Source organism: Brucella lupini, assembly GCF_002252535.1.
In the GTDB taxonomy this organism is placed as follows: domain Bacteria; phylum Pseudomonadota; class Alphaproteobacteria; order Rhizobiales; family Rhizobiaceae; genus Brucella; species Brucella anthropi.
This window is the reverse complement of record NZ_NNRN01000031.1, coordinates 1-11,860: the sequence shown is the minus strand read 5'-3', so window position 1 is coordinate 11,860 and position 11,860 is coordinate 1. Positions and strand designations below refer to the sequence as shown.

Genomic DNA, 11,860 nt, shown 5'->3' with positions numbered 1-11,860 from the left:
GTTAATCCTGAGTTTGGAGCGTGTTTTTTCCGGAGCTTTATGCGCTCAGGCGGAAAGCTGGCGCAGAACGGCTTCAGCCGACTGCGGAACTGGCATTGGCATTGTTTCAGCCTGTTCATCGGCGTCGATGACGTCAGCGGCTTCCATGCCGTAAAGGTCACGTGATGCCATATCTGTCAGCATCGACGGTGTGCCACGGAATACGATCTTGCCAGCAGACATGCCGACGAGGCGGTCGCAATAGCTGCGCGCAATATCGAGCGAGTGCAGATTGCAGAGGACCGTAATGCCATATTCGCGATTGATGCGGCGCAGGGCGTCCATGACGCTGCGGGTATTGCGCGGATCGAGCGACGCAATAGGCTCATCGGCAAGAATAATGCGTGGCTGCTGCACGAGCGCGCGGGCAATCGCCACGCGCTGCTGCTGGCCACCCGAAAGTTCATCGGCGCGGTGCGCCGCAAGATGCGCAATATCGAACTGCTGCAGAGCGGAAAGCGCGATCAGGCGTTCTTCGTCGCTCCAGATACGCAGGAGCGACTTGGGCGTCGAAACATAATTGAGACGCCCCATCAGAACATTGGTCAGAACATCCAGACGATCAACCAGATTGAAATGCTGGAAAATCATCGCACATTGCGCGCGCCAGTCACGCAATCCCGAGCCTTTAAGGCCCGTAACATCACGACCATCCCAGTGAATTGTTCCCTCGGACGGCTCGACAAGGCGATTGATCATACGCAGAAGCGTCGACTTTCCCGCGCCCGAGCGCCCGATAATTCCCACAAACGTGCCCGGCTCGATTTCGAGGTCCACGCCCGAAACCGCCACCTTGTCATTATAGCGGCGCGTTATGTTGTTCAGTTGAAGCATGAATTCGTCTCCATTCATGCTCACTTTGAATTGCTTCCATGACACTGCAATGAAAGCATAATGACGTTTGTGTAAATTTACACGCCGCTATAAAGATTTCACCTAAGCAATTGTTTTAACAGTTATTTCCTTCAAATGATGAAGGAAGGTCTCTGTGGATGCATTGACATCACCTGAATTGTCTATTGTGACAACATCTCCGGCATCGTCATCGAAGCTCACTTCACGCGCAAGTCGCGCGGTGATTTCTTCCCGGCTTTCACGACCACGCGACGCAAGCCGTTCTGCCAGAACGTCCGGTCGGGCTGTTATCACGACCACAGAACGTGATTTGTAGAGCCTGCGAATATCGCCAAGCACTCGCCGTGAAACGTTGGCGATCACCACCGTACCGTCGGCGATTTCATCCTCCAGTGATTTTGGCAATCCATAGCTCAGGCCATGCGCCTGCCAGTGCAGAGCGAAGGCTCCCTCGCCTGCAGCTGTTGCAAAAGATGCTTCATCCAGACTGTCATGATCTTCCGTGCCCGGCATTTGCGGGCGGGTGATGATGCGGCGCACAAAATGAAAACGCGTGTCGCCCGCAAGAGCCACACGCGCTGCATCCATGATCGTATCCTTGCCGGCCCCGCTGGGGCCGACGACGGCGACGAAACAGCCTTTCGGCATATCGGATTGCATCTGCATCAAAGCACCCGTTCGCCTTCGCGCCAGACCGTACGGACAACCGGGATTGCACCTTTCGGGCGCACGCGAACGAGATCGGCGCGCTTGCCGATGGCGATTTCGCCGCGATCATCCATGGCCATGGCGTCGGCAGGATTCTTGGTCACGAGGCGGACAGCCTGTGGCAGCGCAATCGGACGTTCACCCGAAGCAAGGCCGAAAGCCGACTGAATGAGGCTGAACGGAATATAGTCCGAAGACAGGATGTCGAGGCTGCCATTGTCCACGAGATCACGCGCGGCGATATTGCCGGAATGCGAGCCACCGCGAACGATGTTCGGCGCGCCCATCAGGATCGAGAGGCCCGCACCTTTCGAAGCATTGGCCGCTTCCATCGTGGTCGGAAACTCGGCAATCCGCACGCCATGGTCGAGCGATTCATCGACATGCGCACTGGTCGCATCGTCATGGCTGGCCAGAACGATGCCACGTGTCGCAGCCATTTCGGCAATGGCGCGGCGATGATTGGCCGAATAGGCGTCCGAATCCGCCATACGCTTCTCACAATGCACCCGGAACTCCTCATCCGTGAGCTTCATCTTGCGCATGTAATAAGTGCGATAGGTCTCAAGATCAACGAATTGACGCTGTCCCGGCGCATGATCCATCAGCGAAGCGAGTTTGACGCGGTCATCGCCCGCAAAAAGCTCGAACGTTTCGAGACAATCTGCCGAAGATACTTCGCAGCGCAGATGCAAAAAGTGGTCTGCACGCAGGCGATTTTCGCGAACACCGCTTTCAATGGCATCCGCAAGCATCCGCATATCCTTACCAACGAAGTCGCGGTCATAGTCGGAGCCGACACGCATCGCATCGAAAACCGTCGTGATGCCCGATGCTGCTACCTGCGCATCATGGGCCTGAACCGCAGCGTCGACATTCCAGCGCACTTTCGGACGCGGCGCGTAATGGCTTTCCAGCTGGTCGGTGTGCAATTCGATGAGGCCCGGAATGACATAATCGCCATCCATGTCATCGCCGCCATTGGCATAGCCCTGATCGATGGCTGCAATTTTGCCGTCACGGATCAGGATAGAACCGGAAACAATCTCGTCAGCGAGCACGATCTGCGCATTTTTCAGAACGATTTCATTAGCCATTGGATAGCTCTTTCATGACCGCATTTGTGTTGGCGGCCGTTTCATATTTTGAGAGGAAAGCTTCGATATCGAGCGCGCGGAAATCATCGAGCGCTTCACGCAGACGATCATGGCTCCAGTCCCACCAGGCCAGCCGATCCAGACGATTGCCGGTCGCAGCATCGAAACGTTCGCGAATGAGACGCGCAGGCACACCACCCACGATCGTATAGGGTGCCACGTCCTTGCTCACCACTGCTCCGGCCCCAACAATCGCACCATTGCCAACCGTCACACCCGGCAAGATGGTGGAGCCATGGCCGAGCCATGTGTCGTGACCGATTTTCACCGCATTGCCACGACGCCACTCGAAAAACTCCGTCTCATCCTTTTCCTCCGGCCAGTAATCACCGGCACGGTAGGTGAAATGATGCAGCGTCGGGCGCCATGTCGGATGGTTGGTGGCGTTGATACGCACATGGCTGGCGATGTTGGAAAACTTGCCGATTTCCGCACACCAGATTTCGCAATCGACGCCGAGATAGGAATAATCATCAAGCACAGTTTCCGAAACGCGGCTGCGCTCGCCTACCTCTGTGTAGCGACCGATTGTGCAACCGCTGACGATGGCGGTTTCATGCACCAGCGGTTCTACCGATAGCTTGGTCATGCGGCGGCCCTCGGAGAGAAAGCTGTCACGTCGATAATCCGGTCCGCAACCTCCGTACGCACATCTTCATCGTGGAAGATGCCTAGCATGGCGACGCCCTGCTCCTTCTTGGTCTTGATGAGATCAACCACGACCGCACGGTTCTTCGCATCGAGTGAGGCGGTCGGCTCATCAAGCAGCAACACCGGATGATCCGTGATGAAACCGCGCGCGATGTTCACGCGCTGCTGTTCGCCACCCGAGAAAGTCGCAGGCGGCAAGGCCCAAAGCCTTTCTGGCAGATTGAGCTGTGACAGAAGCTCGCGAGCGCGGTTCAGCGCCACTTCGCGATCGACGCCACGCGCAACCAGAGGCTCGGCAACCACATCAATTGCCGCGACGCGCGGCAATGTGCGCAGAAACTGGCTGACATAGCCAATCGTATCGCGCCGCACCGCCAGCACTTCACGTGGATCGGCTGTTGCCAGATCCACCATACGGTCTTCGTGACGAATGAGGATCGAACCTGCATTCACGGCATAATTGCCATAGACCATCTTGAGAATGGAGCTTTTACCGGCACCGGAAGGTCCGCCAAGCACGGCGCATTCACCTGCTTCCAGATTGAAGTCCACGTTACTTACGACTGGCAACTGAATGCCACCCTGCAAGTGCATCGTGAACGTCTTCGCCAGACCCGACACCGCCAGCGGAGAGGATGTTCTAACTTGTGTCATTTCTCACCTCACGCATGAAGTTTCGCTAATTTACGAACAACACGCTGCAAACATCTGTTTTAATTTACTAAACCTGCAGAATAGACGACACGAGCAGTTGCGTATATGGCGCCTGCGGGTCATCCAGCACGCGGTCAGTCAGGCCCTGTTCGACAATATGGCCGTCTTTCATGACCATGATGCGATGGGACAGAAGCCGGGCTACGGCAAGATCGTGAGTAACGATGATCACCGACAGACCAAGATCGCTGACGAGGCCGCGCAACAGGTCGAGAAGACGTGCCTGCACAGACACATCGAGACCGCCGGTCGGTTCATCCATGAAAACAAGTCGCGGAGCCGTCACCAGATTGCGGGCAATCTGCAAGCGCTGACGCATGCCGCCAGAGAAGGCACGCGGCTGATCGTCGATACGGTCGGAAGCGATTTCGACACGTCCCAGCCATTCCGTGGCCGTCGAGCGGATATTGCCATAGTGTCGCTCACCAACAGCCATCAGGCGTTCGCCGACATTGGCGCCAGCCGAAACCGTCATACGCAATCCGTCTGCAGGGTTCTGGTGCACAAAACCCCAGTCGGTCCGCATCAGGAAACGGCGTTCCGCTTCGCCAATCTTGTAGAGATCGCGGAATTCACCGTCACGCATCCGGTATTCGACGGTGCCGGAAGTCGGCTCCAGACGTGTTGCCAGACTGTTCAGGAGCGTCGTCTTGCCCGAACCGGATTCGCCGACGATGGCCAGCACTTCGCCTGGCCACAGATTGAAGGAAATGTCTGCACAGCCACGGCGATTGCCGTAAAACTTCGACAGGCTGTTTACTCTCAGCAGGGGTTCGCTGTTCATTTTACTGTCTCCTTGGCCGCAGCCTCCTTGTTTGCAGCCAGATGACCGAAATGGCCGTTGGCCTGACGGTCTTCGCAAAAATCAGTGTCGGAGCAGACGAACATCGAGCCGCCGCGATCATCGAGCACGACTTCATCCAGATAGACGCCCTTCGCGCCGCACAGCGCACAGGGTTCCTTGAACTTCTGCACTTCGAACGGATGATCCTCGAAATCGAGGCTGACCACCTGCGTATAAGGTGGGACGGCATAGATGCGCTTTTCGCGACCGGCGCCGAACAGCTGCAATGCCGGAGACATATGCATTTTCGGATTGTCGAATTTCGGCGTTGGCGAAGGCGCCATCACATAGCGCCCTTCGATCATCACCGGATAATCGTAGGTCTTGGCGATATGGCCGTGACGCGCAATATCTTCATAAAGCTTCACATGCATGAGGCCATATTCGGCAAGCGCATGCATCTTGCGAGTTTCCGTTTCGCGTGGCTCCAGAAAACGCAGCGGTTCCGGGATCGGCACCTGATAGACAATCACCTGCCCCTCGGTCAGCGGATATTCCGGGATACGGTGGCGGGTCTGGATGATGGTCGCCTCGCCCGTATGGGTGGTGACGGCGACATCGGCAGTCTTCTGGAAGAAGGCGCGGATGGAAACGGCATTGGTCGTGTCATCGGCACCCTGATCGATGACCTTCAGCACATCATCCGGCCCCAGAATGGCAGCCGTCACCTGCACGCCGCCGGTGCCCCATCCATAAGGCATCGGCATTTCACGGCTGGCAAAAGGCACCTGATAGCCCGGTATTGCGATGGCCTTCAGGATGGCGCGGCGGATCATCCGCTTGGTCTGTTCGTCCAGATAGGCGAAGTTATAATTGGCCAGATCGCTCATTCTGCGGCCTCCTTCGTTACGCCTTCAGTCTCATTGTGCGCTTGGTCATATTCCGCACGCATGCGGCGGATGAGGTCGAGTTCTGCCTGGAAATCCACGTAATGCGGCAGTTTCAGATGCTCGACGAAACCCGTCGCCTGCACATTGTCGGAATGCGAGATGACGAATTCCTCGTCCTCGGCAGGTGCCGTCACATCCGCATCGAATTCCCGCACGCGCAGTGCACGGTCGCAGAGCGACATGGACATGGCCTTGCGTTCGCTCTGGCCGAACACCAGACCGTAACCGCGCGTGAATTGCGGCGGCTGCTTGGCCGAGCCCTTGAACTGATTGACCATCTGGCATTCGGTCAGCTGCACGCGACCGAGCGAGACGGCAAAACCAAGTTCGGGCACGTCGAACTCGACATCCACTTCGCCAATGCGGATTTCGCCGACGAAAGGATGATTATTGCCATAGCCGCGCTGGGTGGAATAGCCGAGCGCCAGCAGGAAGCCTTCATCACCGCGTGCCAATGCCTGAAGGCGCAGATCGCGCTCCATCGGGAATGTCCACGGTTCGCGGGTCAGGTCGCCCGGTTCGTGACCTTCCGGCAGGGAACCATCATCCTCAATCATGCCGACCGCGCCAAGAATATCGGTTACACGCGGCGTTTCTTCCTTCACGGCTTCCCGCATTTCGGGTTCCGGAACGGCAACATCACCGGCCAGATCTGGGTCGAGCAGACGATGCGTGTAGTCAAAGGTCGGTCCGAGCAACTGACCACCCGGCAAATCCTTGTAGGTCGCAGAAATGCGGCGTTCGATAAGCATTTCAGCGGTTTCCATCGGCCGTGAATAGCCAAAACGCGGCAAGGTGGTGCGGTAGGCGCGCACCAGAAAGATTGCCTCGATCAGATCGCCGCGCGACTGGCGCACAGCAAGTGCCGCCAGTTCGCGGTCATAGAGCGAACCTTCGGCCATGACGCGATCAACCGCCAGCGCCAGCTGTTCGGCAATCTGGTCGAGACGCAGAGCCGGAACCGAACGATCGCCGCGACGACGATCATCGAGAAGACGGTGTGCATTATGGATGGCCGTTTCGCCACCCTTTACGGCAACATACATTTTCAGCCCTCCAGAGCGGAAACGCGGGTTGTGCGGGGAAGCGCTGCAACAGCACCGTCGCTGACCAGAACAAGATCAACGCCGAGCGGGTATTGTGCGCCGTTCTCACACCATTGCTGGATGAAATCCTGCGGCAGGCCATCAACCTGAAGTGCACGTTCGCCATCGATACCGGGGCCTTTCAGCACAAAGCCCTGTCCGCTTGTCAGCGACGCAACAGCGAGAACAACGGTTGTCGAACGGTCGGGAAATTCGGCATCACCCTGCGAAAACCCTGCCAGAGACGGCAGCAGCGAAACATTGCTGGCCAGAGCGAATTGTGCGGCATCCGCACTTTCGACACGCGGCGCGCCCGTGTGGAAAGTAAGCCAGGCGGTTGCGCTTTCATCAGCTGCTATCGCTGCATCGCACCAGACAGTCGCATCGTGATCGAGCAGGGTTGCTGCAATAACGCCCAGTTCAGGCGTCAGCGGCTGCGGTGGTGTGGCTGTGCGAGCCAGAAGATAGATGCGACCGGGATTAGCCATGGCGTGCATGACGGCATGAAAAGCCGACTGCGCATCCGTCACCGGATCGTCAAAGCCACCTTCAAACGCAGAGGAAGCGCTGTTTTCGAGAGAAAAAGGAAGCATCAATTGTCTCCCCGGACCATTGTGAAGAAATCGACCTTGGTAGCGGCGGCTTCGCCGCGCAGCTTGACGTCGGCATCGTCCAGCCGCTTGCGCAAGACATTCAGCACTTGTGCCTCCACGGCATCGCGATGGCCTTCATTGAGCCACAATGCATCAAAGACAGCGGCAAGCCGCGCCTTTTCCTGATCGCGACCGAGCGCATAAGAGTGGCCGACCGATCCGTCGGAGAGCCGCACCGTAGCGCGCGTCACCGTTGCCTCGCCGACATTGAAGGGTGCGCCGCCGCCGCCAATGCGGCCACGCAGCATTACGAGACCGGTTTCCGGTCCGCGCAGAACTTCAAATTCCGGCTTGTTGGACCATGCCTGCCAGAAAGCTTGCAGCTCTTCGCCGCTTGCACGTGCAAGAACTGCCATGCTTGCCTGCCGTGCGGCTTGAACTGAATCTGGCACTGCATCCGGCACCGTTCCGCTTTCAGTGGCGGAACCGGCTCCGCCTCCCTTCGCACTTTGCTCCGTACCGTACATGAGCTTCCCTGCCCTGTTAGTTCCAGAGCGCGCTTTGACCTGATTGCATCAGATCAATGCTCTGGAGTTTGTTTTGAGGCGCATCTTGTCCGAAAACCGTTTCATGTTTTTCGGGATGCGCTCCCGTTGACTTGCTCTCTCAAATTGTCTAGTTATATAGACAACTATACAATACCAGAATGATTACACCCTGCCAATGACAGGACGATGACAGTTGATGACAAAGACCAGACGAATTGAGAGAAACAGCGGCGTGGCGATCTGGAGGCAGATTGCCGACGAGATACGCGGTGAGATCAGGGCTGGCAGGCTTCAGTCCGGTGCGCGTATGCCCGCCGAGATGGAACTTGCCGACAGGTTTGGAGTCAATCGCCATACGGTGCGCAGCGCCATCGCCGCGCTTACGCAGGAAGGCGTACTGCGTGCCGAGCAAGGGCGCGGCACCTTCGTTGCCAATGCAAAGCGCCTCACCTACCAGATCGGACGTCGCACCCGCATTTCGCAATCGCTGGCTTCGCAGGTGCGCGACATGAAGGGCGCGCTGCTCGCTTCCGGCACAGCGCCTGCCTCTCCGGATATAGCCGAGGCGCTAGAGATCGAGCCTGGTTCACCGGTCCTGCGGCTGGAAACCTTGCACAGCGCTGACGGACGCCCTGTGTCGCGCGCAACGCTCTGGATCAGTGCCGAACAATTTCCGGAAATTGCCGAGGATTATGCGGAAAGCGGTTCCATCACCGTGGCTTTCCGAAAAGCAGGTATTGCCGATTACTTCCGTAAATCGACAATCATATCCGCCCGCCATGCGGATTCGGATGATCTGAAACATTTGAAGCTTTCGCCCGGCGCTATTGTACTGACGGCCAAGGCGATCAATGTGAACACCGATGGAGTGCCGATCCAGTATTCGCTGACACGGTTTTCAGCGGATAATATGGAGTTTTCTATCGACACGTATCCCGGTGACCCGCAGATGAACGACATGAACTGAAGCATGCTAGCGCTAAACTGCTCTCGAAGCTGTTATGAACGCGTTCAATCCAGACAGGACATTTCCAATGACCGTGACCATTTTTCATAATCCGAAATGCGGCACCTCGCGCAATACGCTGGCAATGATCCGTGCCAGTGGCGAAGAGCCCGTCATCATCGAATATGTGCAGAATCCACCCACGCGGAAACGTCTGCTCGGTCTGCTGGCGGCAATGAACATGACACCACGCGAACTGCTGCGCGAGAAAGGCACACCCTATGCTGAACTCGGGCTGTCCGATCCGAAATGGACTGACGACGAGCTGATCGATTTCATGTAAGCGCGATTTTCGATGCGCCTAGACGGCCTCTTCAGGCGTAACCCTCACGGGTTCTAGCGGTACCCAGCTTTATTGGGCATTTGCCTTGGAGAAGTTGAACGGCAGCAGGTCGCCAATGTCGGCCGTTTCTTCGCGCTGAGGTAGCTCAGTAAGCACGTGGCGTAGCCAGGTGAGCGGGTCGACACCACAGGCGCGGCAAGTCAGCATCAGACTGTAGATCACAGCACTGGCCTTGGCCCCGTCAGCGGTATCGCTGAACAGCCACGATTTTCTGCCGGTGGCAAAAACTCTGATCTCGCGTTCCAGAATGTTGTTATCGATCGGCATCCTGCCGTCGCTGGTGTAACGCGTCAGGTAACTCCATTGGTTCAGGGTGTAGGACACCGCATCGCCGAGCTTGGTATCCGGCACGATCTTTGGCGCGATATTGTCGAGCCACGCCTTTAGGGCGTTCAGGACAGGCAGGCTGTGCTGCTGGCGGAAACGGCGAATGCAATCGGCCTTTGTCTCCCTCGGATCTGGGGTCTTGTCTCTCGCCTGCCTTTCGATCCGGTAGAGCTGTTCGAAGAACCGGAGAGCTTGCTCCGGCGGGCCGCCACCATTCTTTCTCGCCTTGAGGGCATCAACGAAGCGCCGCCTGGAGTGAGCCATGCATCCGACATGGGTTGCGCCATTCAATGTGCGCCAGGCGGTGTAGCCATCAGTGACGAGTATGCCACGGTAGTCACCAAGGAAGGTCTGCGGGTAAATCTGACCACGGCCGGGCTGGTAGTCGAGAAGCACGATCGGCTCGTCACTGTTCTCGCTGCTGCGGTACGCCCACATGTACGACGTGCTGGTGGCTTCCTTGTCCTTTTCCTTCAGCACCTGAACCGTCGTCTCATCGCCATGGATGAGAGACTGCGATTGCAGCCGCAGCTTCAAAGCATCGTAGATGCGATGTAAATGCTTCTCGCTCGAGCCGATGACCCAATGCGCAAGAGCACCACGGCTAATCGGAACGCCAGCACGCTCGAATGTCTGAGCCACGCGGTAGAGCGGCGTGCCATCTACGTATTTGTGGACGAGAGCAAAGGCGAGCGTCGACGCGGTGGCGATGCTGCCCGGCAGGGGTTGCGTGGGCATGGGCGCGATTACGACGGGCGTGCTAATCCCTGTACGGTCACAGTGCCGGCAGGCGTATTTGAACCGTACGTTCTGCAGGACGTTTGCCTTGATCTCGATATGGAGCTGCTCGCTAACGGCTTCTCCCATGCGATGCATTTGGCTTTTGCAGCACGGGCAAGCCTTCTGATCGTCAGCAAGGTCGTATTCGACACGCTCGCGCGGCAGGTCTGCCGGTAGAGGCCTGCGCCCCCGCTTTTTGCCCGTAGCGCCCCCGGCCGCAGGCAAGCCAGTATCCGGAAGCTCGACGTCATCGTCTTCCTCGCTACCACCTTCGACCGCAGCCTCTTCGGCCTCGTTGAAGAGACGATCAATGTGCTTTTCACTGCGCGGGGCAAAGCGGTGCAGCTTTGCCAGTGCCAGTTCTTCTTCAAGCTTGACGACCCGCTGCGAGAGCGCTTCCTTCTCGGCTTTGAGTGCGGCGATTTCGGCAGCATTGGCTGCCAATTGCGCCATCAGTTCTGCAATGCTCGGTTCGCCGGTGCGCGTCATCAGATTCTTGAATCTGAACCGCCCCTGCGCGTCAATCGCAATTTGTCATCCTCAGCCAGCAATCTGATACTGCCGCACGGGATGGCGGACCATCGCATCGATATCGATGCCATCGAGGATCCAGTGGAGTTGCTCTGTCGTCAGCGTCACCACCGCAGTTTCCCGGCGGGGCCACCTGAACCGATCTTCTGTTAGCTTCTTCAGGACCATAACAAACCCGGACCGATCAAAGAACAAGAGCTTCACCCGGTCACGCCTGCGATTGCAGAAGGCAAACACCGATGGAGCAAACGGGTCCAGCTCCATCACCTCTTGCACCAGGACCGCGAGGCTGTTGATGCCCGCGCGGAAGTCGATGGGTTCCCGATGGAGGTAGACCTTCAGATCAGCGCCCAGTCTGAACATGGCTCAACGCTCCTATGATTGCCGCCAGACCATCGACATCGCTGCATTCCAGCGTCAGGCTGATACCGTTCGGCAGCACCGCGCTCAGCTTGGATGCATGACATCGCTTGCCGACCGGCTCCACATTCGTCGGTGGACCGCTGGCAGAAGACGACTGCATATCCGTAGCTATCTGAACCGGAACGAACGTAGATACCGCAGGTAAAGCACTATCTTCTTTGGCTCTCTTTACCCACTTGCAAACGAGATTGGCGTTGACGCCGTGCTCCAGAGCTAGACGCGAAACCGAAACGCCGGGCTCTAAACACGCTGCGACAAGCCGATCTCGGGAGGCAGGGTCATATCGACGGCGGCCGTCGCGGCCAACAAGCCGCACCTGCAGTTTAAAGCATGTCGCTGTTAACCGGATTCGGGATTCCCGTTTGG

At 57.5% G+C, this 11,860-nt stretch carries 14 protein-coding genes and 1 pseudogene; 2 read left to right on the top strand and 13 right to left on the bottom strand.

What is annotated here, in order from left to right; translation table 11 throughout:
- Positions 1-45 precede the first annotated feature (45 nt).
- The 10 genes from phnC to phnG form a co-directional block, all read right to left on the bottom strand.
- A complete protein-coding gene (phnC, locus tag CES86_RS03770) occupies positions 46-873 on the bottom strand; it encodes a phosphonate ABC transporter ATP-binding protein (protein ID WP_012092077.1) in 828 nt (275 codons plus the stop codon).
- 102 nt (positions 874-975) lie between these two features.
- A complete protein-coding gene (gene phnN, locus CES86_RS03765) occupies positions 976-1,554 on the bottom strand; it encodes a phosphonate metabolism protein/1,5-bisphosphokinase (PRPP-forming) PhnN (protein ID WP_036586893.1) in 579 nt (192 codons plus the stop codon).
- Between the two features lie 5 nt (positions 1,555-1,559).
- Entirely contained in the window at positions 1,560-2,699 is a 1,140-nt protein-coding gene (locus CES86_RS03760) for an alpha-D-ribose 1-methylphosphonate 5-triphosphate diphosphatase (protein ID WP_036586751.1), read from the bottom strand.
- Positions 2,692-3,348: a DapH/DapD/GlmU-related protein gene (locus CES86_RS03755; protein ID WP_094513755.1), complete on the bottom strand. Its 657-nt coding sequence runs from the start codon at positions 3,346-3,348 to the stop codon at positions 2,692-2,694. Before CES86_RS03755 ends, CES86_RS03760 begins: the two co-directional genes overlap by 8 nt.
- A complete protein-coding gene (gene phnL / locus CES86_RS03750) occupies positions 3,345-4,064 on the bottom strand; it encodes a phosphonate C-P lyase system protein PhnL (protein WP_012092081.1) in 720 nt (239 codons plus the stop codon). The genes CES86_RS03755 and phnL overlap by 4 nt, the downstream gene beginning before the upstream one ends.
- A 67-nt stretch (positions 4,065-4,131) precedes the next feature.
- Positions 4,132-4,908 (bottom strand): phosphonate C-P lyase system protein PhnK, encoded by a 777-nt coding sequence (phnK, locus tag CES86_RS03745; RefSeq protein WP_010660129.1) that lies wholly within the window; start codon positions 4,906-4,908, stop codon positions 4,132-4,134.
- The gene (locus tag CES86_RS03740; protein WP_012092082.1) at positions 4,905-5,798 is read right to left on the bottom strand and encodes an alpha-D-ribose 1-methylphosphonate 5-phosphate C-P-lyase PhnJ; all 894 of its coding nucleotides are present in this window, start codon (positions 5,796-5,798) and stop codon (positions 4,905-4,907) included. The genes phnK and CES86_RS03740 overlap by 4 nt, the downstream gene beginning before the upstream one ends.
- Positions 5,795-6,904, bottom strand: a complete 1,110-nt coding sequence (locus tag CES86_RS03735) for a carbon-phosphorus lyase complex subunit PhnI (protein ID WP_010660131.1) — start codon at positions 6,902-6,904, stop codon at positions 5,795-5,797. The genes CES86_RS03740 and CES86_RS03735 overlap by 4 nt, the downstream gene beginning before the upstream one ends.
- A 2-nt stretch (positions 6,905-6,906) precedes the next feature.
- On the bottom strand, positions 6,907-7,536 hold the full coding sequence (gene phnH, locus CES86_RS03730; RefSeq protein WP_094513753.1) for a phosphonate C-P lyase system protein PhnH: 630 nt from the start codon (positions 7,534-7,536) through the stop codon (positions 6,907-6,909).
- Positions 7,536-8,063, bottom strand: a complete 528-nt coding sequence (gene phnG / locus CES86_RS03725) for a phosphonate C-P lyase system protein PhnG (RefSeq protein ID WP_081861770.1) — start codon at positions 8,061-8,063, stop codon at positions 7,536-7,538. Before phnG ends, phnH begins: the two co-directional genes overlap by 1 nt.
- A gap of 214 nt (positions 8,064-8,277) precedes the next feature.
- Between phnG and phnF the strand changes: the two genes are divergently transcribed.
- Positions 8,278-9,051, top strand: a complete 774-nt coding sequence (gene phnF / locus CES86_RS03720; protein WP_167387095.1) for a phosphonate metabolism transcriptional regulator PhnF — start codon at positions 8,278-8,280, stop codon at positions 9,049-9,051.
- 67 nt (positions 9,052-9,118) lie between these two features.
- A pseudogene (locus CES86_RS03715) lies at positions 9,119-9,370 on the top strand (arsenate reductase family protein); the annotation flags it as partial.
- A 72-nt stretch (positions 9,371-9,442) separates the two neighbouring features.
- On the opposite strand, the gene tnpC reads toward CES86_RS03715, so the two are convergent.
- From tnpC to tnpA, 3 genes are read right to left on the bottom strand one after another with little or no spacing between them, the layout of a single operon-like run.
- Positions 9,443-11,029: an IS66 family transposase gene (gene tnpC / locus CES86_RS03710; RefSeq protein ID WP_094513752.1), complete on the bottom strand. Its 1,587-nt coding sequence runs from the start codon at positions 11,027-11,029 to the stop codon at positions 9,443-9,445.
- A gap of 51 nt (positions 11,030-11,080) precedes the next feature.
- Complete coding sequence (tnpB, locus tag CES86_RS03705) at positions 11,081-11,434, bottom strand: IS66 family insertion sequence element accessory protein TnpB (RefSeq protein WP_012477958.1); 354 nt, start codon at positions 11,432-11,434, stop codon at positions 11,081-11,083.
- Positions 11,415-11,843 carry an IS66-like element accessory protein TnpA gene (tnpA, locus tag CES86_RS03700; protein WP_094513792.1) on the bottom strand — a complete coding sequence of 143 codons (429 nt, stop codon included), beginning with the start codon at positions 11,841-11,843 and terminating at the stop codon, positions 11,415-11,417. The genes tnpB and tnpA overlap by 20 nt, the downstream gene beginning before the upstream one ends.
- Between the last annotated feature and the right edge of the window lie 17 nt (positions 11,844-11,860).